Origin of the sequence: Salmonella sp. NW722 (genome assembly GCF_051702785.1) — a bacterium.
Classification (GTDB): Bacteria; Pseudomonadota; Gammaproteobacteria; order Enterobacterales; family Enterobacteriaceae; genus Salmonella; species Salmonella enterica.
This window is the reverse complement of sequence record NZ_JAMMIN010000011.1, coordinates 53,354-76,029: the sequence shown is the minus strand read 5'-3', so window position 1 is coordinate 76,029 and position 22,676 is coordinate 53,354. Positions and strand designations below refer to the sequence as shown.

21 protein-coding genes are annotated in these 22,676 nt (G+C 53.3%); 19 read left to right on the top strand and 2 right to left on the bottom strand.

Annotation, left to right across the window (positions count from 1 at the left end; genetic code table 11):
- Positions 1-6: 6 nt before the first annotated feature.
- The 3 genes from NA330_RS21700 to rep all read left to right on the top strand — a co-directional run bounded on the left by NA330_RS21700 (position 7) and on the right by rep (position 3,602).
- Positions 7-750, top strand: a complete 744-nt coding sequence (locus NA330_RS21700) for a nucleoside phosphorylase (protein ID WP_001182428.1) — start codon at positions 7-9, stop codon at positions 748-750.
- The gene (gene pnuC, locus NA330_RS21695; RefSeq protein WP_020838007.1) at positions 750-1,478 is read left to right on the top strand and encodes a nicotinamide riboside transporter PnuC; all 729 of its coding nucleotides are present in this window, start codon (positions 750-752) and stop codon (positions 1,476-1,478) included. Before NA330_RS21700 ends, pnuC begins: the two co-directional genes overlap by 1 nt.
- A gap of 99 nt (positions 1,479-1,577) precedes the next feature.
- Positions 1,578-3,602 (top strand): DNA helicase Rep, encoded by a 2,025-nt coding sequence (gene rep / locus NA330_RS21690; RefSeq protein ID WP_023241731.1) that lies wholly within the window; start codon positions 1,578-1,580, stop codon positions 3,600-3,602.
- A gap of 39 nt (positions 3,603-3,641) precedes the next feature.
- Here the strand turns inward: rep and gppA are convergent, their stop codons facing one another.
- Together gppA and rhlB are read right to left on the bottom strand one after the other, a co-directional pair.
- The gene (gppA, locus tag NA330_RS21685) at positions 3,642-5,123 is read right to left on the bottom strand and encodes a guanosine-5'-triphosphate,3'-diphosphate diphosphatase (protein WP_001089447.1); all 1,482 of its coding nucleotides are present in this window, start codon (positions 5,121-5,123) and stop codon (positions 3,642-3,644) included.
- A 118-nt stretch (positions 5,124-5,241) separates the two neighbouring features.
- A complete protein-coding gene (gene rhlB, locus NA330_RS21680; protein ID WP_000047525.1) occupies positions 5,242-6,507 on the bottom strand; it encodes an ATP-dependent RNA helicase RhlB in 1,266 nt (421 codons plus the stop codon).
- A 143-nt stretch (positions 6,508-6,650) separates the two neighbouring features.
- On the opposite strand from rhlB, the gene trxA reads away from it, so the two are divergent.
- The 16 genes from trxA (at position 6,651) to thrP (ending at position 22,620) form a co-directional block, all read left to right on the top strand.
- Entirely contained in the window at positions 6,651-6,980 is a 330-nt protein-coding gene (gene trxA / locus NA330_RS21675) for a thioredoxin TrxA (protein ID WP_001280776.1), read from the top strand.
- A 247-nt stretch (positions 6,981-7,227) separates the two neighbouring features.
- Positions 7,228-7,311 carry a rho operon leader peptide gene (locus NA330_RS21670; protein WP_134820045.1) on the top strand — a complete coding sequence of 28 codons (84 nt, stop codon included), beginning with the start codon at positions 7,228-7,230 and terminating at the stop codon, positions 7,309-7,311.
- Positions 7,312-7,398: 87 nt separating this feature from the next.
- Entirely contained in the window at positions 7,399-8,658 is a 1,260-nt protein-coding gene (rho, locus tag NA330_RS21665; protein WP_001054532.1) for a transcription termination factor Rho, read from the top strand.
- A 229-nt stretch (positions 8,659-8,887) separates the two neighbouring features.
- Positions 8,888-9,991, top strand: a complete 1,104-nt coding sequence (gene wecA / locus NA330_RS21660; protein ID WP_023241733.1) for a UDP-N-acetylglucosamine--undecaprenyl-phosphate N-acetylglucosaminephosphotransferase — start codon at positions 8,888-8,890, stop codon at positions 9,989-9,991.
- A gap of 11 nt (positions 9,992-10,002) precedes the next feature.
- A complete protein-coding gene (gene wzzE, locus NA330_RS21655) occupies positions 10,003-11,049 on the top strand; it encodes an ECA polysaccharide chain length modulation protein (RefSeq protein ID WP_000193413.1) in 1,047 nt (348 codons plus the stop codon).
- 55 nt (positions 11,050-11,104) lie between these two features.
- Positions 11,105-12,235 carry a non-hydrolyzing UDP-N-acetylglucosamine 2-epimerase gene (gene wecB, locus NA330_RS21650; RefSeq protein ID WP_000866685.1) on the top strand — a complete coding sequence of 377 codons (1,131 nt, stop codon included), beginning with the start codon at positions 11,105-11,107 and terminating at the stop codon, positions 12,233-12,235.
- Complete coding sequence (gene wecC / locus NA330_RS21645; RefSeq protein ID WP_023241734.1) at positions 12,232-13,494, top strand: UDP-N-acetyl-D-mannosamine dehydrogenase; 1,263 nt, start codon at positions 12,232-12,234, stop codon at positions 13,492-13,494. The genes wecB and wecC overlap by 4 nt, the downstream gene beginning before the upstream one ends.
- Positions 13,494-14,561, top strand: a complete 1,068-nt coding sequence (gene rffG, locus NA330_RS21640) for a dTDP-glucose 4,6-dehydratase (protein WP_023241735.1) — start codon at positions 13,494-13,496, stop codon at positions 14,559-14,561. The genes wecC and rffG overlap by 1 nt, the downstream gene beginning before the upstream one ends.
- Positions 14,504-14,818 carry a sugar phosphate nucleotidyltransferase gene (locus NA330_RS21635; protein WP_223148968.1) on the top strand — a complete coding sequence of 105 codons (315 nt, stop codon included), beginning with the start codon at positions 14,504-14,506 and terminating at the stop codon, positions 14,816-14,818. The genes rffG and NA330_RS21635 overlap by 58 nt, the downstream gene beginning before the upstream one ends.
- Positions 14,796-15,473 (top strand): dTDP-4-amino-4,6-dideoxy-D-galactose acyltransferase, encoded by a 678-nt coding sequence (gene rffC / locus NA330_RS21630; RefSeq protein ID WP_001145156.1) that lies wholly within the window; start codon positions 14,796-14,798, stop codon positions 15,471-15,473. The genes NA330_RS21635 and rffC overlap by 23 nt, the downstream gene beginning before the upstream one ends.
- Positions 15,474-15,477: 4 nt before the next feature.
- The gene (rffA, locus tag NA330_RS21625; protein WP_000612080.1) at positions 15,478-16,608 is read left to right on the top strand and encodes a dTDP-4-amino-4,6-dideoxygalactose transaminase; all 1,131 of its coding nucleotides are present in this window, start codon (positions 15,478-15,480) and stop codon (positions 16,606-16,608) included.
- A 1-nt stretch (position 16,609) separates the two neighbouring features.
- Positions 16,610-17,860 (top strand): lipid III flippase WzxE, encoded by a 1,251-nt coding sequence (wzxE, locus tag NA330_RS21620; protein ID WP_023241736.1) that lies wholly within the window; start codon positions 16,610-16,612, stop codon positions 17,858-17,860.
- Positions 17,857-18,936 carry a TDP-N-acetylfucosamine:lipid II N-acetylfucosaminyltransferase gene (locus NA330_RS21615; protein ID WP_023241737.1) on the top strand — a complete coding sequence of 360 codons (1,080 nt, stop codon included), beginning with the start codon at positions 17,857-17,859 and terminating at the stop codon, positions 18,934-18,936. The genes wzxE and NA330_RS21615 overlap by 4 nt, the downstream gene beginning before the upstream one ends.
- Positions 18,933-20,291, top strand: a complete 1,359-nt coding sequence (gene wzyE, locus NA330_RS21610; protein ID WP_000055605.1) for an ECA oligosaccharide polymerase — start codon at positions 18,933-18,935, stop codon at positions 20,289-20,291. Before NA330_RS21615 ends, wzyE begins: the two co-directional genes overlap by 4 nt.
- Positions 20,288-21,028 (top strand): lipopolysaccharide N-acetylmannosaminouronosyltransferase, encoded by a 741-nt coding sequence (gene wecG / locus NA330_RS21605; protein ID WP_000183617.1) that lies wholly within the window; start codon positions 20,288-20,290, stop codon positions 21,026-21,028. The genes wzyE and wecG overlap by 4 nt, the downstream gene beginning before the upstream one ends.
- A 206-nt stretch (positions 21,029-21,234) precedes the next feature.
- Positions 21,235-22,620, top strand: a complete 1,386-nt coding sequence (gene thrP, locus NA330_RS21600; protein ID WP_000818378.1) for a bifunctional threonine/serine APC transporter ThrP — start codon at positions 21,235-21,237, stop codon at positions 22,618-22,620.
- The last annotated feature ends 56 nt before the right edge of the window (positions 22,621-22,676 follow it).

Below are 22,676 nucleotides of genomic sequence, written 5' to 3'. Positions count from 1 at the left end.
CGGGAGATGCAACCCCATATTCGGCTTAACACAAGCATGACCCGCGCGAAATATGCGCTTTTGCCCGGCGATCCCGGGCGGGTGGATAGAATCGCCCGTTTTCTTGATAAGGCTGAGATTCTGGGGCAAAACCGGGAGTTTCGCGCGGCGCGCGGCTGGTACCAGGGGGTTGAAATAGTCGTGCTTTCCACGGGAATCGGCGGACCGTCAACCGCTATCGCCATTGAGGAGTTACGCCAGGTTGGCGTCAACACGCTAATCCGTATCGGTAGTTGCGGCGCGTTGCAGGACTCGCTGGCGTTGGGCGATGTGATCATCGCCCACGGCGCGGTGGCTGACGACGGTGCCAGCAAAACCTATGCGCCCGCCAGTTATCCGGCCTGTGCGGACCCGTATCTTACCGCCACGCTGATACAGCAGGCGAAACAGATGAACATCTCTGCCGTTTGCGGGCTGGTACGCAGCCATGACAGTTTTTATACCGATCGCGAAGCTGAACTGGATGCCGAATGGTCGGCCAGGGGAGTTCTCGGCGCGGATATGGAAACCGCCGCGCTGATGGTGGTGGGGGCGTTACGTGGGCTGCGTACCGCGTCGTTGCTAAACGTGGTCGTCGCGCATAGTGGCTGTCTGGAGAGCAGCATTAACCATTATGTTCAGCAGGAAACCTTGTGCCAGCAAGGTGAAGAGCGCCAGATTTCTCTGGCGCTTCAGGCCATTTATTTCGATAGTTTGCAAGGAGAGCAATGATGGACTTTTTCAGCATTAACAATGTAATGGTCAACATTCCTCTCGGCGAGGGTGGGTATGCGCTGTCGTGGATTGAGGCTATCGGCACCGTCTTTGGCTTATTGTGCATCTGGTGCGCCAGCCGGGAAAAAATCGTTAATTACCTGTTTGGTTTGATTAACGTCACTCTGTTTGCCGCCATCTTTTTTCAGATTCAACTGTATGCCAGCTTGCTACTTCAGGTGTTTTTCTTTGCGGCGAATATTTACGGCTGGTACGCATGGAGCCGGCAGAATGACGCCCGGGAAGCCGCTCTGAAAGTACGCTGGCTTTCTCGTCAACAAACATGGAGGTTGGGGGGCGTATGTATTATCGCCATTCTGCTGATGACGTGGTTTATCGATCCGGTCTTCGCTATGTTGACCCGCGTTATGCTCGCTCTGCTGCAAACGGTAGGTATGCAGGTGGCGATGCCTGAACTCCAGCCGGATGCGTTCCCGTTCTGGGATTCCACCATGCTGGTGTTGTCGATTGCGGCGATGGTGCTGATGACCCGCAAGTACGTGGAAAACTGGCTGCTGTGGGTGATTATTGATGTAATTAGCGTCGTGATCTATGCAGTACAGGGCGTTTATGCGATGTCGCTTGAGTATGTTCTGCTGACGGCGATCGCGCTAATGGGTTCTTACAGTTGGATCAAGAGCGCACAGCGTAATGGCTATACGCCGCTTGCCGCCAGAGCCTGCTGATTGACCTTTTCCAGGCTGCCTGAAAAAGCAGCCTGGTCTTCTCTGGGCCTCGCTTTCTGCTACAATCCCTCCCCCGTTCGAAGATTGAGCACTATTCCCATGCGTTTAAATCCCGGCCAACAACACGCTGTCGAATTCGTCACCGGACCCTGCCTGGTGCTGGCAGGAGCGGGTTCTGGTAAAACTCGCGTAATTACCAATAAAATCGCCCACCTGATCCGCGGATGCGGCTATCAGGCCCGGCATATTGCGGCGGTGACGTTTACCAACAAGGCAGCGCGTGAGATGAAAGAACGCGTCGGGCAGACGCTCGGCCGTAAGGAAGCGCGCGGTTTGATGATCTCCACCTTTCATACGCTAGGGCTGGATATTATTAAGCGCGAGTACGCTGCGCTGGGGATGAAATCGAACTTTTCATTGTTTGACGATACCGACCAGGTCGCCTTGCTCAAAGAGCTGACCGAAGGCCTGATCGAAGACGACAAGGTTCTGTTGCAACAGCTGATCTCCACGATCTCCAACTGGAAAAACGATCTCAAAACGCCTGCACATGCAGCGGCGGGGGCGAAAGGTGAACGCGATCGTATTTTTGCCCACTGCTACGGGCTTTACGACGCCCATATGAAGGCATGTAACGTTCTCGATTTTGATGATTTGATTTTGCTGCCGACGCTGCTGCTGCAACGCAATGACGAGGTGCGCGAGCGCTGGCAGAATAAAATTCGTTATCTACTGGTGGATGAATATCAGGATACTAACACCAGCCAGTATGAGTTGGTTAAGCTGCTGGTCGGGCAACGCGCGCGCTTTACGGTCGTAGGCGATGACGATCAGTCTATCTACTCCTGGCGCGGGGCGCGTCCGCAAAACCTGGTGTTACTGAGCCAGGACTTTCCGGCGCTGCAGGTGATTAAACTGGAGCAAAACTATCGTTCTTCGGGCCGCATCCTGAAAGCGGCGAATATTCTCATCGCCAACAATCCGCACGTCTTTGAAAAGCGCCTCTTTTCCGAGCTCGGTTACGGCGCGGAACTCAAAGTGTTAAGCGCAAACAATGAAGAGCATGAGGCTGAGCGCGTTACCGGCGAACTGATTGCCCATCACTTTGTGAACAAGACCCAGTACAAGGATTACGCCATTCTGTATCGCGGGAATCATCAGTCGCGGGTATTTGAAAAATTCCTCATGCAGAACCGCATTCCGTACAAAATTTCCGGCGGCACCTCATTCTTCTCCCGTCCGGAGATTAAAGACCTGCTGGCCTACCTGCGGGTGTTGACCAACCCGGATGATGACAGCGCTTTCCTGCGCATCGTGAATACGCCAAAACGCGAAATCGGTCCGGCCACTCTGCAAAAGCTGGGTGAATGGGCAATGACGCGTAATAAAAGCCTGTTTACCGCCAGCTTTGATATGGGGCTTAGCCAGAAGCTGACCGGACGTGGTTACGATTCATTGACGCGTTTTACCCACTGGCTGGGGGAAATCCAGCGTCTGGCCGAACGTGAGCCTGTCGCCGCCGTGCGCGATCTCATCCACGGTATTGACTATGAGTCCTGGTTGTACGAAACCTCGCCGAGCCCCAAAGCGGCGGAAATGCGTATGAAAAACGTTAACCAGCTCTTTAGCTGGATGACTGAGATGCTGGAAGGCAACGAACTCGATGAGCCGATGACGCTAACCCAGGTGGTTACACGCTTTACGCTGCGCGATATGATGGAGCGTGGCGAGAGCGAAGAAGAGCTGGATCAGGTACAGTTGATGACGCTTCATGCGTCGAAAGGACTGGAATTCCCGTATGTCTATATGGTGGGAATGGAAGAAGGATTTTTGCCGCATCAAAGCAGTATTGACGAGGATAATATTGAGGAAGAGCGTCGGCTGGCCTATGTCGGGATCACTCGCGCGCAGAAAGAGCTCACCTTTACATTATGTAAAGAGCGCCGTCAGTATGGGGAACTGGTGCGCCCGGAACCCAGTCGCTTCTTGTTAGAACTGCCGCAGGATGATTTAATCTGGGAGCAGGAGCGCAAAGTGGTAAGCGCTGAGGAGCGAATGCAAAAAGGGCAAAGTCACCTGGCTAATCTGAAAGCCATGATGGCGGCAAAGCGAGCGAAATCGTAGGCCGGATAAGCGAAGCGTCATCCGGCAATCAGACTACAGTTAGCGAACGTCCAGCGGCCAGTGTACATAGCTTTGCCACTGGCTTTCCTGATCAATCAACTCTTTACCCAGCGGGTGATGTGCCAGCCAGTCGCCAGGCAAGGTTAACGTCAAATTTTCATTTAGCGCCTGTAGCGTAATTTCTGGTACCAGATCGTCACGACGGCGACCGGCAAAAAGAATCGCCAGGCGCAGCAAACGGCATAGCTGTTCCGCAACACGGGGCGGTACCGCGTTTTGCTGATGAAGCGAAGAGAGATCGACCGGATTGGTCTGGTTCAGTAAGAGGGTGGCGAGCAATTTTTTCTGCGCGGGCGTATAGCCAGGCAGATCCAAATGGCGTACTAAATAGGCGGCATGATAGGGCGCCTGTTTAAAATCAACGCTCAGACCGATCTCATGCAACTGGCAAGCGCTAAGCAACAGTTCACGACTGATAGGCTCAATATGCCAGGCATTTTCTACCTGTTTGAGGAAGTTATCTGCCAGCTTCGCCACGCGATTTGCCTGATCGGTATCGACGATAAACCGACGCTGAATGTTCCGCAGCGTGCGGCTGCGGATATCCTGATCTACCGCCAGATGCAACATCCCATATACCAGCCCTTCGCGTAACGCGCCGCCTGCCAGCGTCATGCTCTGGATGTTCAGCTCGGTAAATATCGCGATCAGAATAGCCAGCCCGCTTGGGAAAACCAGCGCGCGCTCCAGCGTCAGGCCTTCGATTTCCAGCTCTTCCAGACGCCCGCACTGTATCGCGCGTTGTTTTAGCTGCTGCAGTTTGGCGAGCGTAATGCGCTCGTCCATCCCCTGCGCCATCATGATTTCCTGCAATGCCTGTACGGTGCCGGAGGCACCCACGCAGACCTTCCAGCCATGAAAACGCAGTTCATCGGCGACCGGACGCAGTACATCGCGCGCGGCTTTCTCCGCGTCATCAAAATTTTCTTGCGCCAGATTACGATCGCTAAAATAGCGTTCAAGCCACGTTACGCAGCCCATCGACAGGCTAAATAGCGACGTGGTTTGCGCGCCAGTGCCGGTAACCAGTTCAGTGCTGGCGCCGCCGATATCCACCACCAGTCGCTGATCTGCGCCGCCGGTGGTATGAGCAACCCCCTGATAAATCAGCCGCGCCTCTTCTTCGCCGCTGATAACCTGCACCGGACAACCAAGGATAGTCTGCGCTTTCGCGATAAATTCACCCGCATTGACGGCGAGACGCAATGTTGCGGTGGCAACCACGCGGATTTGTGGCTGCGGAATATCCTGCAAACGTTCAGCAAACAGGCGCAGGCATTGCCAGCCGCGTTCCATCGCTTCGGCTGAAAGGTGGTTGTCGTTGTTCAGACCCGCGGCCAGACGCACCTTGCGTTTTATTCGGGTCAGCGTCTGGATGCTTCCCGCCGCCTCGCGCACGACCAGCATATGAAAACTATTGGAACCGAGATCAATGGCGGCATACAACGAGGTGGAATTCATACACTTCATCCTTCAACCTGTATCCGTGTTGGCTGCGTACTCTTCCTAAGCTCATCGGGATTTGTTTTCTTGCCGCCTTGATACAGGCTAAATGATTTTGTGTATGGCATAACTTTTCTTAACCTGAACGACGACGATTACGCGGAGCGCCAGCGCGGCGCGGACCATTGCCAGGACGCGAACGCGTCAGACGCAACGGCTTGGGCAGATCGTTCATGAGCGCTTCCGGATTGTATTTGCTGACCGGAATCGAGTGGCCGATATAGCTCTCAATAGCGGGCAGATTCAGCGCATACTCTTCGCAAGCCAGGCTGATGGAATGTCCGCTGGCGCCAGCGCGACCGGTACGACCGATACGGTGAACATAGTCTTCACAATCGTCTGGCAGATCGTAGTTAAAGACGTGCGTTACGGCGGGGATATGCAACCCGCGCGCCGCGACATCGGTCGCCACAAGAATATCCAGATCGCCGCGGGTGAACTCATCCAGAATCCGCAGGCGCTTTTTCTGCGCGACGTCGCCGGTCAGCAGACCAACACGATGGCCATCTGCCGCCAGATGTCCCCAGATATCTTCGCAACGATGCTTGGTGTTGGCGAAAATAATGGCGCGATCCGGCCACTCTTCTTCGATCAGCGTTTGCAGTAAACGCATTTTCTCTTCATTAGAGGGATAGAAAAGCTCTTCTTTAATGCGGTGGCCGGTCTTTTGCTCCGGTTCCACTTCAACATATTCGGCGTTGTTCATCTGTTCAAACGCCAGCTCGCGAACCCGATAAGACAGGGTGGCGGAGAACAACATGTTCAGACGCTGCGCAGCCGGCGGCATACGACGGAACAGCCAGCGGATATCTTTAATAAAGCCCAAATCGTACATGCGATCGGCTTCATCGAGTACGACGACCTGAATGGCGCCGAGGTTAATGTGGTTTTGTTTGGCGTAGTCGATCAGTCGGCCCGTCGTACCAATAAGAATATCAACGCCGCTTTCCAGCACTTTAAGCTGCTTGTCGTAACCATCGCCGCCGTAAGCCAGGCCTAATTTTAAGCCTGTCGCTTGCGCCAACGGCTCCGCGTCTGCGTGAATTTGTACGGCTAATTCACGCGTCGGCGCCATGATCAGCGCGCGCGGCTGGTTCACCTTGCGATCGTCGATCGCGGGATGAGAAAGTAAATAATGAAACGTTGACGTCAGAAACGCCATCGTTTTCCCGGTACCGGTTTGCGCCTGCCCTGCAACGTCACGACCCGCCAGCGTTAGCGGAAGGGCCAGTGCCTGAATGGGCGTACAATTATAAAACCCTTTTTTTTCAAGGGCTTCAACCACCTGTGGGTGCAGGGCGAAGTCGGAAAACTTCTGTTCTGTTAAATGTGTTTTGCTCATAGTGTGGTAGAATATCAGCTTACTATTGCTTTACGAAAGCGTATCCGGTGAAATAAAGTCAACCTTTGTTGGCGAAGTTAACATCAGCACCTCGTTGGTTAATGCTACACCAACACGCCAGGCTTATTCCTGTGGAGTTATATATGAGCGATAAAATTATTCACCTGACTGACGACAGTTTTGACACGGATGTACTCAAAGCGGACGGGGCTATCCTCGTTGATTTCTGGGCAGAGTGGTGCGGGCCGTGTAAAATGATCGCTCCGATTCTGGATGAAATCGCTGACGAATATCAGGGCAAATTGACCGTTGCCAAACTGAACATTGACCAGAACCCAGGTACTGCGCCTAAATATGGCATCCGCGGTATTCCGACTCTGCTGCTGTTTAAAAACGGCGAAGTGGCGGCAACCAAAGTAGGCGCACTGTCTAAAGGTCAGTTGAAAGAGTTTCTCGACGCCAATCTGGCGTAATACCTTTTATACGTCGAATGACAAAGGCGCTGTATGGTCAGGCGTCTGTTATTCGACGAATGATTAAGGTATCAGGCAGTTTCGTGGCGTCTGTTGTCCTTACGTTATTCTTAAATTGTCAGGATCTCTGGACGCCCGGTCTGAGTCGTGCTAAGTTAGTATTGACTTCGAATTAAACATACCTTATTAAGTTTGAATCTGGTTTTATCCGTCACTTCCCGTTTTTTCTCGCACGAGAAGTGGAAAGATTCCTGGCTCTTCGCTCATTCCGTCTTGTCGTTTCAGTTCTGCGTACTTTCCTGTGACCAGACAGCGAACAGACATGAGTTGATAGCCGTAAACAGGCATGGATGACCCTGCCATACCATTCACAACATTAAGTTCGAGATTTACCCCAAGTTTAAGAACTCACACCATTATGAATCTTACCGAATTAAAGAATACGCCGGTTTCTGAGCTGATCACTCTCGGCGAAAGTATGGGGCTGGAAAACCTGGCCCGTATGCGCAAGCAGGACATTATTTTTGCCATCCTGAAGCAGCACGCAAAGAGTGGCGAAGATATCTTTGGCGACGGTGTGCTGGAGATATTGCAGGATGGATTTGGTTTCCTCCGTTCTGCAGACAGCTCCTACCTCGCCGGTCCTGATGATATCTACGTTTCCCCCAGCCAAATCCGCCGTTTCAACCTCCGCACTGGTGATACCATTTCTGGTAAGATTCGCCCGCCGAAAGAAGGTGAACGCTATTTTGCGCTGTTGAAAGTTAACGAAGTTAACTACGACAAACCGGAAAACGCCCGTAACAAAATCCTCTTTGAGAACTTAACCCCGCTGCACGCAAACTCTCGTCTGCGTATGGAGCGTGGTAACGGTTCTACCGAAGACTTAACGGCGCGCGTTCTGGATCTGGCTTCGCCGATCGGTCGCGGCCAGCGCGGTCTGATTGTCGCGCCGCCGAAAGCGGGTAAAACCATGCTGCTGCAGAACATCGCGCAGAGCATCGCGTATAACCACCCGGACTGCGTGCTGATGGTGCTGCTGATTGACGAACGTCCGGAAGAAGTAACCGAGATGCAGCGTCTGGTGAAAGGCGAAGTGGTTGCGTCTACCTTTGACGAACCGGCATCCCGCCACGTTCAGGTTGCCGAAATGGTTATCGAGAAGGCGAAACGTCTGGTTGAACACAAGAAAGACGTTATCATCCTGCTCGACTCCATCACCCGTCTGGCGCGTGCCTACAACACCGTGGTGCCGGCTTCCGGTAAAGTATTGACCGGTGGTGTGGACGCTAACGCCCTGCATCGTCCGAAGCGTTTCTTCGGCGCGGCGCGTAACGTGGAAGAGGGCGGTAGCCTGACTATCATCGCGACGGCGCTGATCGATACCGGTTCCAAGATGGACGAAGTTATCTACGAAGAGTTTAAAGGCACCGGTAACATGGAGCTGCACCTCTCGCGTAAGATCGCTGAAAAACGTGTCTTCCCGGCTATCGACTACAACCGTTCCGGTACCCGTAAAGAAGAGCTGCTCACCACTCAGGAAGAGCTGCAGAAAATGTGGATCCTGCGTAAAATCATCCATCCGATGGGTGAAATTGACGCGATGGAATTCCTCATTAACAAACTGGCGATGACCAAAACTAATGACGACTTTTTCGAGATGATGAAGCGCTCATAACCTGGTCTTTACCTGAAAACGCCACGTTTTTACGTGGCGTTTTTGTTTTGCGATTCATCTTAGCGTCATGTCATATAAACTGGTCATCGGGATATGCGCTACAGAGTAACACCATGCACAATACACATTGTTTGCGGTAAAAAGTGTAATGTTCTAACAGGTCTCTTCTAGGAGCTGGCGTAACGCATTATACTTTAAGGAAATGATATATGCTGAGAGCACATACACTGTGAAGTTACTCACCGCTTTATCTGAGCTAATCAGTATTTTTTTATTCACGACCATTTTTATTTTTCTTGCGCGAAAAGTAGCCATAAAAATTGGTTTAGTGGATAAACCAAACTTTCGTAAACGACATCAGGGTGTTATCCCATTAGTCGGCGGGATTTCTGTGTTTGCAGGAATCTGCTTTATGTTTGGCCTCTCGGATTACTACATACCGCACTTATCGCTATATCTTATTTGCGCTGGTGTATTGGTTTTTGTTGGTGCGATGGATGACCGTTTTGATATCAGTGTAAAAATCCGTGCTGTGGTTCAGGCTGTTATTGCGGTTGTAATGATGGTTATCGCAAAACTTCACTTAGGTAGCCTTGGTTACATCTTTGGGCCTTGGGAGTTAGTGCTTGGCCCCTTTGGCTATTTCCTTACCCTGTTTGCGGTATGGGCGGCGATCAACGCTTTCAATATGGTTGACGGTATTGACGGCCTGCTAGGTGGGTTATCCAGCGTCTCATTTGCGGCGATGGGGCTGATTTTATGGTTTGATGGTCAGGCTAGTCTGGCAATGTGGTGCTTTGCCATGATCGCCGCGATTCTGCCTTACATTATGCTTAATCTCGGTATTTTGGGGCGGCGTTATAAAGTCTTTATGGGCGATGCCGGTAGTACACTGATTGGCTTTACCGTCATCTGGCTCTTACTGGAAACGACGCAGGGGAAAACTCACTCTATCAGCCCGGTTACTGCGCTATGGATTATCGCTATTCCATTGATGGATATGGTGGCGATTATGTACCGCCGTCTGCGTAAAGGGATGAGCCCCTTTTCCCCTGATCGCCAACATATTCATCATTTGGTTATGCGAGCAGGGTTTACTTCCCGCCAGGCATTTGTTCTTATTACGCTCGCAGCGGCGATTCTGGCGGGAGTAGGCGTAACGGCAGAATACTCTCATTTTGTTCCTGAATGGGTTATGTTGGTGCTCTTTTTGCTAGCATTCTTCCTCTATGGCTACTGCATTAAGCGGGCCTGGAAGGTGGCGAGATTTATTAAGCGTGTGAAGCGTCGCCTGCGCAGGCAACGTGAGAACCGGCCAAACTTAACCAAGTAAATGAGGATACGATGACACAACCATTACCGGGGGCACGCGCGGTGAGCGCTGAAAATGAACTGGATATTCGCGGGTTGTTTCGTACTTTATGGGCTGGCAAATTCTGGATTATCGGCATTGGCCTGCTATTTGCCCTTATCGCGTTAGCCTATACCTTTTTTGCTCGTCAGGAGTGGAGTGCGACGGCGATCACCGATCGCCCAACCGTAAATATGTTGGGCGGTTATTACTCCCAGCAGCAGTTTCTGCGCAACCTGGATATTAAGACCGATCCTGCTTCTTCTGATAAGCCCTCGGTGATGGATGAAGCGTATAAAGAGTTCATCATGCAACTTGCCTCCTGGGATACGCGTCGCGATTTCTGGTTACAGACGGACTATTACAAGCAGCGAATGGTCGGGAATAGCAAAGCTGATGCGGCGATGCTTGATGAACTGATCAATAACATACAGTTTACGCCCGGCGATTTTACACGCGCCATCAACGACAATGTGAAGCTGATTGCTGAAACTGCGCCGGACGCCAATAATCTGCTGCGTCAGTATGTCGCATTCGCCAGCCAGCGGGCGGCGAGCCATCTGAATGATGAATTAAAAGGCGCCTGGGCTGCGCGTACCGTGCAGATGAAAGCGCAGGTCAAACGGCAGGAAGAGGTTGCGAAAGCGATCTATTCACGTCGTGTAAACAGTATTGAGCAGGCGCTCAAAATTGCGGAACAACATAATATTTCTCGTAGCGCGACGGATGTCCCGGCGGATGAATTACCGGACTCAGAGCTTTTTTTACTCGGTCGCCCTATGTTGCAGGCGCGTCTTGAAAATCTGCAAGCGGTTGGCCCTGCGTTCGATTTGGACTACTTTCAAAATCGGGCAATGTTGAATACGCTTAATGTGGGGCCGACCCTGGACCCTCGTTTTCAGACCTATCGTTATTTGCGTACGCCGGAAGAACCGGTAAAACGTGATAGCCCACGCCGAGCCTTCCTGATGATTATGTGGGGTATCGTTGGGGCGCTAATCGGTGCGGGCGTTGCCTTAACCCGTCGCCGCACGATTTAGCAACACCTCTGCAGTAGGGGGCTGGGCCCCTGCTGTCTATTCGAAGAGAATCGATGTGAAAGTACTGACTGTATTTGGTACACGACCGGAGGCCATTAAGATGGCGCCTCTGGTCCATGCGCTGGAAAAAGATCCTCATTTCGAGGCCAAAGTATGCGTTACTGCGCAGCATCGGGAGATGCTTGATCAGGTATTAACTCTTTTTTCTATTGTGCCTGATTACGATCTCAACATTATGCAGCCGGGACAGGGGTTGACGGAAATTACCTGCCGAATTCTGGAGGGATTAAAGCCGATCCTGGCAGATTTTAAACCTGATGTGGTGCTGGTTCATGGCGATACCACCACTACGATTGCTACCAGCCTGGCGGCTTTCTATCAACGAATTCCGGTAGGGCACGTAGAAGCCGGGTTGCGAACCGGCGATCTCTATTCCCCCTGGCCGGAAGAGGCAAACCGCACGCTGACCGGACATCTGGCGATGTACCACTTTGCGCCGACGGAAAACTCGCGGCAGAATCTGTTGCGGGAGAACATTCCGGATGAGCGCATTTTTGTCACTGGCAATACCGTTATCGACGCGCTGATCTGGGTACGCGATCGCGTTCTGACGAGCGATACATTACAGGCTGAACTGGCCGAGCAGTATCCTTTCCTCAACGCGAATAAGAAGATGATTTTGGTGACCGGTCATCGGCGTGAAAGCTTTGGTCAGGGCTTTGAGCATATCTGCCAGGCGCTGGCGGAAATCGCCGCCGCGAACCAGAATGTGCAAATTGTCTATCCGGTGCATCTCAATCCCAACGTCAGCGAACCTGTCAACCGTATCCTCGGCCATGTTGAAAACGTGGTACTGATTGAGCCGCAGGACTACTTACCTTTTGTCTGGCTGATGAATCACGCCTGGCTCATTCTGACCGATTCCGGCGGTATTCAGGAAGAAGCGCCGTCATTAGGTAAGCCGGTATTGGTCATGCGTGAAACCACAGAGCGTCCGGAAGCCATTACCGCTGGTACGGTAAGACTGATCGGCACGGACTCCCGGCGCATTGTGGCGGAAGTTATGCGTCTGCTGCACGACGAAAATGAATATCAAACCATGAGCCGCGCCCATAATCCTTATGGTGACGGGCAATCATGCGCGCGCATTTTACAGGCGTTAAAAAGTTATCGGGTATCGTTATGAGTTTTACGACCATTTCTGTTATTGGGCTGGGGTATATCGGATTACCGACTGCGGCCGCTTTTGCTTCCCGCCAGAAGCAGGTTATCGGCGTGGATATCAACCAACATGCGGTAGACACCATAAATCGCGGTGAAATTCACATCGTGGAGCCGGCGTTGGGCAATGTGGTGAAGATGGCGGTGGAAGGCGGCTTTCTGCGTGCGACGACGACACCTGTCGAGGCCGATGCGTACCTGATTGCCGTGCCGACGCCATTCAAAGGCGATCACGACCCTGACATGGCCTATGTGGAAGCCGCGGCGAAATCCATTGCGCCGGTATTAAAAAAAGGGGCACTGGTGATTCTGGAATCAACATCGCCGGTCGGCGCAACGGAGCAAATGGCTGGCTGGCTGGCCGGGATGCGCCCGGATCTGACCTTTCCCCAGCAGGCGGGCGAGCAGGCCGACGTGAATATCGCCTATTGTCCGGAGCGTGTGCTGCCGGGTCAGGTGATGGTGGAACTCATTAAAAATGACCGCGTGATTGGCGGTATGACGCCAGTATGTTCGGCTCGCGCCAGCGCGCTGTACAAAATTTTCCTTGAGGGCGAATGCGTTGTCACCAACTCGCGCACCGCAGAGATGTGCAAGCTGACGGAAAATAGCTTCCGTGATGTGAATATCGCCTTTGCGAATGAATTGTCGCTGATTTGCGCCGAACAGGGGATTAACGTCTGGGAATTGATCCGCCTGGCGAACCGCCATCCGCGCGTCAATATTTTGCAGCCGGGCCCAGGCGTTGGCGGGCACTGCATTGCGGTTGATCCGTGGTTTATTGTGGCGCAAAATCCGCAGCAGGCGAGACTGATTCGGACCGCGCGTGAAGTGAACGACGGCAAACCGCACTGGGTGGTCGATCAGGTAAAAGCCGCGGTCGCAGATTGCCTGGCGGCCACCGATAAACGCGCCAGCGAAGTGAAAATCGCCTGTTTTGGGCTGGCCTTTAAGCCGAATATCGACGATCTGCGCGAAAGCCCGGCGATGGGGATCGCGCAAAGTATCGCCCGCTGGCACAGCGGCGAAACCCTGGTCGTCGAACCGAATATCCATCAGTTGCCGAAAAAATTGGACGGACTTTGCACGCTGGCGAAACTGGACGCGGCGCTGACCGCCGCCGATGTGCTGGTGATGCTGGTCGATCACGACGAATTTAAAGCGATTCCCGGCGATGCGGTTCATCAACGTTATGCGGTTGATACCAAAGGAGTCTGGCGCTGATGAAACGCATTCTGGTGACCGGCGGCGCAGGCTTTATCGGATCTGCGGTGGTGCGGCATATCATCCATGAAACGGCAGACGCGGTGGTGGTGGTGGATAAACTCACCTATGCGGGCAACCTGATGTCTCTGGCATCGGTGACGCAAAGCGACCGTTTCGCCTTTGAGAAGGTGGATATCTGCGATCGGGCATCACTGGAGCGAGTTTTCCAGCAGTATCAGCCCGATAGCGTGATGCACCTGGCGGCGGAAAGCCATGTAGACCGTTCCATCGACGGCCCGGCGGCGTTTATTGAAACGAATATCGTTGGTACTTACACCTTGCTGGAAGCCGCTCGCGCTTACTGGTCCGCGCTTGACGCGGACGCTAAAGCGGCGTTCCGCTTCCACCATATCTCCACCGATGAAGTGTATGGCGATCTGCATACTGCAGACGATTTCTTCACCGAAACCACGCCATATGCGCCAAGCAGTCCTTATTCCGCCTCCAAAGCCAGCAGCGACCATCTGGTACGCGCCTGGTTACGTACCTACGGTCTGCCTACGCTTGTCACCAACTGCTCTAATAACTACGGGCCCTACCATTTCCCGGAAAAACTGATCCCACTGATGATTCTGAATGCGCTGGCGGGTAAACCATTGCCGGTCTATGGCAACGGTCAGCAAATTCGCGACTGGCTGTATGTGGAAGATCATGCCCGTGCGTTGTATCACGTGGTGACGAACGGCGCTGTGGGCGAAACGTATAATATCGGCGGTCATAACGAACGTAAAAATCTGGATGTGGTCAGGACGATCTGCGCTCTGCTGGAAGAACTGGCCCCGCAAAAACCGCAGGGTGTAGCGAATTATCACGATCTGATTACCTTCGTCGACGATCGACCCGGCCATGACTTACGTTATGCCATCGACGCGTCGAAAATCGCCCGCGAGCTGGGCTGGACGCCGCAGGAAACCCTCGAAAGTGGGATGCGAAAAACCGTTCAGTGGTATCTCGCCAATGAGGCCTGGTGGAAACCCGTGCAGGATGGCAGTTATCAGGGCGAACGCTTAGGTCTGAAACGCTAAACGGCAGGTTCTTACTCCTGGAGGAGAAACGAATGAAAGGCATCATTCTGGCGGGAGGTTCCGGTACCCGGTTGCATCCCATTACGCGCGGCGTATCAAAGCGCCAGGGTTTCAAAATTGCCTGTCTGGAGGAGATTGCCTGGCGCAACGGCTGGCTGGATGATGATGGTTTGAAACGCGCCGCCAGTCAGCTTGAAAAAACTGGCTATGGCCAATATTTACTGGAGTTGCTCCGTGCCCGTCCGCGCCAGTATTGAACCGTTACTCTGGGAAAATACGTTTTTTGGCGTGAATAGCGGCATTGTGCGTATCGATGCCTCAGCGCCCGAATTAACGCCAGAAGCGCTGCAGGCGTGGCAACGCGTGCAGGTAAAAGTGCCGGCTGAAAACATCGCCTGGCTGTCGGCGTTGCAATCGCTGGGATTCTCTTTGGTTGAAGGCGAGGTGGATTTTGCGTTGCCGGTAAAAGGGCATCGCGACCAGCATGGCGCGGAAATTGCACACCTTACGGACATTCCTGCTTTGCGTCAGTTGGCCGGAGAGGCGTTTACGCAGAGTCGTTTTCGCGCGCCGTGGTATGCGCCCGACGCCAGCGCCCGTTTTTACGCCCAGTGGATTGAGAATGCGGTACGCGGCACGTTTGATCACCAATGCCTGGTGCTTCGCACGGAGACAGGCGCTATCCGCGGTTACGTCTCGCTGCGGGAATTGAATGATACCGACGCGCGCATCGGTCTGTTGGCCGGACGCGGCGCGGGAGCGGAACTTATGCAGGCGGCGATCTGTTGGGCGCAGAGTCGCGGCAAAGCAACATTGCGGGTGGCGACCCAGTTGGGCAACACCGCCGCGCTTAAACGTTACATACAAAGCGGTGCCAACATCGAAAGCACTGCGTACTGGTTATACAGGTGACAACATGATTCCTTTTAATGCGCCGCCGGTGGTGGGAACCGAACTCGAATACATGCAGTCTGCAATGAGCAGCGGCAAACTGTGCGGCGACGGCGGCTTTACGCGTCGTTGCCAGCAGTGGCTGGAGCAACATTTCGGCAGCGCGAAGGTGTTGCTGACGCCTTCCTGTACCGCGTCGCTGGAGATGGCGGCTCTGTTGTTGGATATTCAGCCCGGCGATGAAGTGATCATGCCGAGCTTTACGTTTGTCTCCACCGCTAACGCTTTTGTCCTGCGCGGCGCGAAAATTGTGTTTGTCGATATTCGTCCGGATACGATGAATATTGACGAAACGCTGATTGAGGCGGCGATTACTGATAAAACCCGTGCTATCGTGCCGGTACACTACGCTGGCGTCGCTTGTGAAATGGACGTCATCATGGCGCTGGCGGATAAGTATAATCTGTTCGTTGTCGAGGATGCCGCCCAGGGTGTGATGTCCACGTACAAAGGGCGCGCATTAGGGACGATCGGTCACATCGGCTGTTTTAGCTTCCATGAAACCAAAAATTACACCGCTGGCGGCGAAGGCGGCGCGACGCTGATCAACGATCGTACGCTAATTGAACGCGCGGAGATCATCCGCGAAAAAGGTACCAACCGTAGCCAGTTCTTCCGTGGTCAGGTGGACAAATACACCTGGCGGGATATCGGCTCCAGTTATTTGATGTCCGATCTGCAGGCTGCCTATCTGTGGGCGCAACTGGAGGCCGCCGATCGTATCAATCAACAGCGTCTGTCGCTGTGGCAGACTTACTACGATGCGTTAACGCCGCTGGCGCGCGCCGGGCGTATCGAGCTGCCTTCTATTCCGGAAAACTGCGGGCATAATGCCCACATGTTTTACATCAAACTGCGGGATATCGCCGATCGCAGCGCGCTGATTAATTTCCTGAAAGAGGCGGAAATCATGGCGGTATTCCATTACATTCCGCTGCATGATTGTCCGGCGGGCGATAAATTCGGCGAGTTTATCGGGGACGATGTCTACACCACAAAAGAGAGCGAACGTTTGCTGCGTCTGCCGCTGTTTTATAACCTTGCGCCCGTCGATCAACGAACGGTGATTACTACCTTGCTAAATTATTTCTCCTGATATGTCGCTTGCTAAAGCCTCCCTGTGGACGGCGGTCAGTACGCTGGTAAAAATTGGCGCCGGACTGCTGGTGGTGAAACTACTGGCCGTCTCTTTTGGTCCGTCGGGCGTCGGACAAGCGGGTAACTTCCGCCAGATGATCACCGTGCTGGGCGTATTGGCTGGCGCCGGGATATTTAACGGCGTTACCAAACTTGTCGCACAACATCATGATGACCCGGCGCAGTTACGTACCGTGGTGGGAACCTCCTCCGCGATGGTATTGGGGTTCTCTACGCTGCTGGCGCTGGTCTTCCTGCTGGCGGCGGCACCGATTAGCCAGGGATTGTTCGGTCACACGGACTATCAAGGGCTGGTGCGTCTGGTTGCGCTGGTACAAATGGGGATCGCCTGGGCGAACCTGCTGCTGGCGCTAATGAAGGGCTTTCGTGACGCGTCGGGTAATGCCTTATCGTTAATTGTCGGCAGCTTTTTGGGCGTCGCCGCCTGGTATCTCTGCTACCGTGTCGGCGGCTATGAAGGCGCTCTGCTTGGTCTGGCGTTGGTGCCGGCGCTGGTGGTAGTACCTGCCGGTATGATACTGATTAAGCGCGGCACCGTCCCGCTACGCTATCTCAAGCCCTCCTGGAACAACGGTCTGGCAGGGCAGCTCAGTAAATTTACCCTGATGGCGCTGATTACCTCCGTTACGATGCCGGTTGCCTATGTGATGATGCGAAACCAACTGGCCGCGCACTATAGCTGGAGCGATGTCGGGATCTGGCAGGGCGTAAGCAGTATTTCTGACGCCTATCTGCAATTTATCACCGCCTCCTTCAGCGTTTACCTGTTACCCACGCTCTCACGCCTGACGGAAAAACAGGACATTACGCGTGAAGTGGTAAAAGCGCTGAAATTTGTTTTACCAGCGGTTGCGGCGGCGAGTTTTACCGTCTGGCTACTGCGCGATTTTGCTATCTGGCTGCTTTTTTCCGCCAAATTCACCGCGATGCGCGATCTGTTCGCCTGGCAGTTAGTGGGCGACGTGCTGAAAGTCGGCGCCTATGTTTTCGGTTATCTGGTGATTGCCAAAGCGTCGTTGCGATTTTACATTCTGGCTGAAATTAGCCAGTTCATTCTGTTAACGGCGTTCGCTCACTGGCTGATTCCCGCTCACGGCGCGCTGGGTGCGGCACAGGCTTATATGGCCACCTATATTGTCTATTTTTCACTTTGTTGCGGCGTATTTTTACTCTGGCGTAGGCGAGCATGACTGTACTGATTCACGTCCTGGGATCGGATATCCCTCACCATAACCACACCGTGCTGCGGTTTTTCAATGATACGCTGGCCGCCACAAGCGAGCACGCGCGCGAATTTATGGTTGCTGGCGAAGATAATGGCTTCACGGAAAGCTGCCCGGCGCTCTCGCTTCGTTTTTATGGCAGTAAGAAAGCGCTGGCGCAGGCGGTCATCGCCAAAGCGAAAGCAAATCGTCGACAGAGATTCTTCTTTCACGGTCAGTTCAACACCAGCCTGTGGCTGGCGCTGTTAAGCGGCGGTATTAAGCCAGCTCAGTTTTACTGGCATATCTGGGGCGCGGATCTCTACGAAGTGTCCAACGGGCTGAAATTCCGCCTTTTCTACCCGCTTCGTCGTATCGCGCAGGGGCGAGTAGGGTGCGTATTCGCGACGCGCGGCGATCTCAGCTATTTTGCGCGCCAGCATCCGGACGTACGCGGCGAGTTGCTCTATTTCCCGACGCGCATGGATCCTTCCCTGAATGCTATGGCAAAAGAGTGCCAACGTGCGGGAAAATTGACCATTTTAGTAGGGAACTCCGGCGATCGCAGTAACCAACATATTGCGGCGTTACGGGCGGTGTATCAGCAGTTTGGCGACACGGTAAACGTGGTGGTACCGATGGGCTATCCGGCCAATAACCAGGCCTATATTGATGAGGTTCGCCAGGCCGGCCTGGCGCTATTTAGCGCCAAAAATCTACAAATTCTTAGCGAAAAAATGGAATTTGATGCCTATCTTGCGCTTTTGCGCCAGTGCGACCTCGGTTATTTTATTTTTGCCCGCCAACAGGGGATCGGGACGTTGTGTCTGCTAATTCAGGCCGATATCCCGTGCGTACTGAACCGCGACAATCCTTTCTGGCAGGATATGGCGGAACAGCATCTGCCCGTCCTGTTTACCACGGACGATCTTAATGAGCAGGTCGTGCGCGAGGCGCAGCGTCAGCTCGCATCGGTAGATAAAAGCGGCATCACCTTCTTTAGCCCCAACTACCTGCAGCCGTGGCATAATGCGTTGAGAATCGCCGCAGGAGAAGCCGAATGAGTTTAATGCAATTCAGCGGGCTGCTGGTGGTCTGGCTGCTCTCTACGCTGTTTATCGCCACGCTGACCTGGTTTGAATTCCGCCGCGTGCGTTTTAACTTCAACGTTTTCTTTTCGTTGCTGTTTTTGTTGACCTTCTTTTTTGGTTTTCCGCTAACCAGCGTGCTGGTATTTCGTTTCGACGTTGGCGTCGCGCCGCCGGAAATCTTATTGCAGGCTCTATTATCCGCCGCCTGTTTCTACGGCGTGTATTACGTGACCTATAAAACGCGTTTACGCAAACGCGTTGTGGATGTACCACGCAAGCCGCTATTTACCATGAACCGGGTGGAAACCCACCTTACCTGGGTGATCCTGATGGGCATCGCGCTGGTGAGCGTGGCGATTTTCTTTATGCATAACGGCTTTTTGCTGTTCCGGCTGCACTCCTACAGCCAGATATTTTCCAGCGAAGTCTCCGGCGTGGCGTTAAAACGGTTCTTCTATTTCTTCATTCCGGCGATGCTGGTGGTCTATTTCCTGCGCCAGGACAGCAAAGCGTGGCTGTTTTTTCTGGTGAGCACCGTCGCGTTTGGCCTGTTGACCTACATGATTGTCGGCGGCACGCGCGCCAACATCATTATTGCGTTTGCTATCTTCCTGTTTATCGGCATTATTCGGGGCTGGATCAGCCTGTGGATGCTGGCAGCGGCGGGCGTGCTGGGGATTGTCGGTATGTTCTGGCTGGCGCTCAAACGCTACGGATTAAATGTGAGCGGCGATGAGGCGTTCTATACGTTTCTTTATCTGACGCGCGATACCTTTTCGCCGTGGGAGAATCTGGCGCTGCTGTTGCAAAATTACCACAATATCGATTTTCAGGGGCTGGCCCCTATCGTGCGTGATTTCTACGTCTTTATTCCCACCTGGTTATGGCCGGGACGACCCAGTATCGTGCTGAATTCTGCGAATTACTTCACCTGGGAAGTCCTGAACAACCATTCTGGCCTGGCGATATCGCCAACGCTTATCGGATCGCTGGTGGTCATGGGCGGGGCGCTGTTTATTCCGCTCGGCGCGATCGTCGTCGGGCTGATTATCAAATGGTTCGACTGGCTGTATGAACTGGGTAACCGGGAGCCCAATCGCTATAAGGCGGCGATTCTGCACAGTTTCTGCTTTGGCGCCATCTTTAATATGATTGTGCTGGCGCGAGAAGGGCTGGATTCGTTTGTTTCGCGCGTGGTTTTCTTCCTGGTGGTTTTTGGCGCCAGCCTGCTGGTCGCTAAGCTTCTGTTCTGGTTATTTGATAGCGCCGGACTGATTCATAAACGTACAACTTCGCTCCCTCAGGCACAGGTGGAAGGAAAACTATGACCAATAATGCCGCTGCGCCCCTTTACTCGCTGCGTGGATTACCTCTGATTGGCTGGCGCGACATGTCACATGCGCTGAATTATCTGTTTGCCGATGGTCAACTGAAGCAAGGCACGTTGGTGGCGATCAACGCCGAAAAGCTGCTGACGGCGGAAGATAATCCGGAAGTCCGCGCGTTGATAGCGGCGGCGGAATTTAAATATGCCGATGGCATCAGCGTGGTGCGTTCAATACGTAAAAAATTTCCGCAGGCGCAGGTTTCTCGCGTGGCTGGCGCCGACCTTTGGGAAGCGTTAATGGCGCGCGCGGGTAAAGAAGGCACACCGGTATTTCTTGTCGGCGGCAAGCCTGAGGTGCTGGCGCAGACGGAAGCAAAACTGCGGACGCAGTGGAACGTCAATATTGTGGGTAGCCAGGACGGTTACTTTACGCCGGAGCAGCGTCAGGCGCTATTTGCGCGTATCCATGCCAGCGGCGCGAAAATTGTCACCGTCGCGATGGGATCGCCAAAACAGGAATTGCTCATGCGCGATTGTCGGGAAGTGCATCCCCATGCGCTATATATGGGGGTGGGCGGTACCTATGATGTGTTTACCGGTCACGTCAAACGTGCCCCAAAAATATGGCAGAACCTGGGGCTGGAGTGGTTGTATCGTCTGCTTTCTCAACCGAAGCGTATTACCCGCCAGATGCGTCTGCTGCGCTACCTTCGCTGGCACTATACTGGCGATCTCTAATTCTCCCTTCTAATGACTTGAGCAGCGGATTGTGCTTATGGCGCTGCTCATTTACAACATAATCGATGATTTCTTACACAATAAGTGCATTTTTTTAATGCTCCATTTGCCATTTGTCCAAATTTAAGAAAATATTCGCAACAATCGATGTACCCATAACAATAACCGGTACTACCGGAACCGTTGCAAACACGACATGAGGATTTATGGCAGAGAAAAAACCGGAGCTACAGCGTGGGCTGGAAGCTCGTCATATTGAATTGATTGCCCTCGGGGGCACCATCGGCGTCGGACTCTTTATGGGCGCCGCCAGTACGCTGAAATGGGCGGGCCCGTCAGTGCTGCTGGCGTATATCATCGCCGGATTGTTCGTCTTTTTCATCATGCGTTCGATGGGGGAGATGCTCTTTCTGGAACCTGTTACCGGCTCCTTTGCCGTGTACGCCCACCGGTATATGAGTCCTTTTTTTGGCTATCTTACCGCCTGGTCATACTGGTTTATGTGGATGGCGGTCGGGATCTCGGAAATTACCGCCATTGGGGTCTACGTCCAGTTCTGGTTTCCGGAGATGGCGCAGTGGATACCGGCGCTGATTGCCGTCGGACTGGTCGCGTTGGCGAATCTGGCTGCGGTGCGCCTGTATGGTGAAATCGAGTTCTGGTTTGCGATGATCAAAGTCACCACGATTATTGTGATGATCATCATCGGCCTGGGGGTGATTTTCTTCGGTTTTGGTAACGGCGGCCAGGCGATTGGCTTTGGTAATCTGACCGAGCATGGCGGCTTTTTTGCCGGCGGCTGGAAAGGCTTTCTGACCGCATTATGTATCGTGGTGGCTTCTTATCAGGGGGTTGAGTTGATCGGTATTACCGCCGGTGAAGCGAAGAATCCGCAGGTGACGTTGCGTAGCGCGGTGGGTAAAGTGCTGTGGCGTATCCTGATTTTTTATGTTGGCGCGATTTTCGTGATCGTCACCATTTTCCCGTGGAATGAGATTGGCAGTAACGGCAGTCCCTTTGTGCTCACCTTCGCGAAAATCGGCATCACCGCTGCGGCGGGCATTATCAACTTTGTCGTGCTGACGGCGGCGCTCTCCGGCTGTAACAGCGGAATGTATAGCTGTGGGCGTATGCTTTACGCGCTGGCGAAAAACCGTCAACTGCCGGCGGCAGTCGCGAAAGTCTCTCGCCACGGCGTGCCGGTCGCGGGCGTGGCGCTCTCTATTTTGATTTTGCTGGTAGGTTCTTGCCTGAACTACATCATCCCCAATCCGCAGCGCGTCTTTGTTTACGTTTATAGCGCCAGCGTACTGCCGGGGATGGTGCCGTGGTTTGTCATTCTGATTAGCCAACTGCGCTTTCGTCGGGCGCATAAAGAAGCGATTGCGGATCATCCTTTTCGTTCCATTATGTTTCCGTGGGCGAACTATTTGACGATGGCGTTTCTGGTTTGCGTTTTAATCGGCATGTACTTTAATGAAGATACGCGCATGTCGCTGTTTGTCGGCGTCATCTTCCTGCTGGCCGTCACGCTGGTCTACAAAGTTTTCGGTCTGAATCGTCACGGAACCGCCCACAAGGTGGGGGAATAAGCGCCAAAATGCGCAAAGCATAACCAAACGCGCATTTTATTTAAAAAGGCACTGGA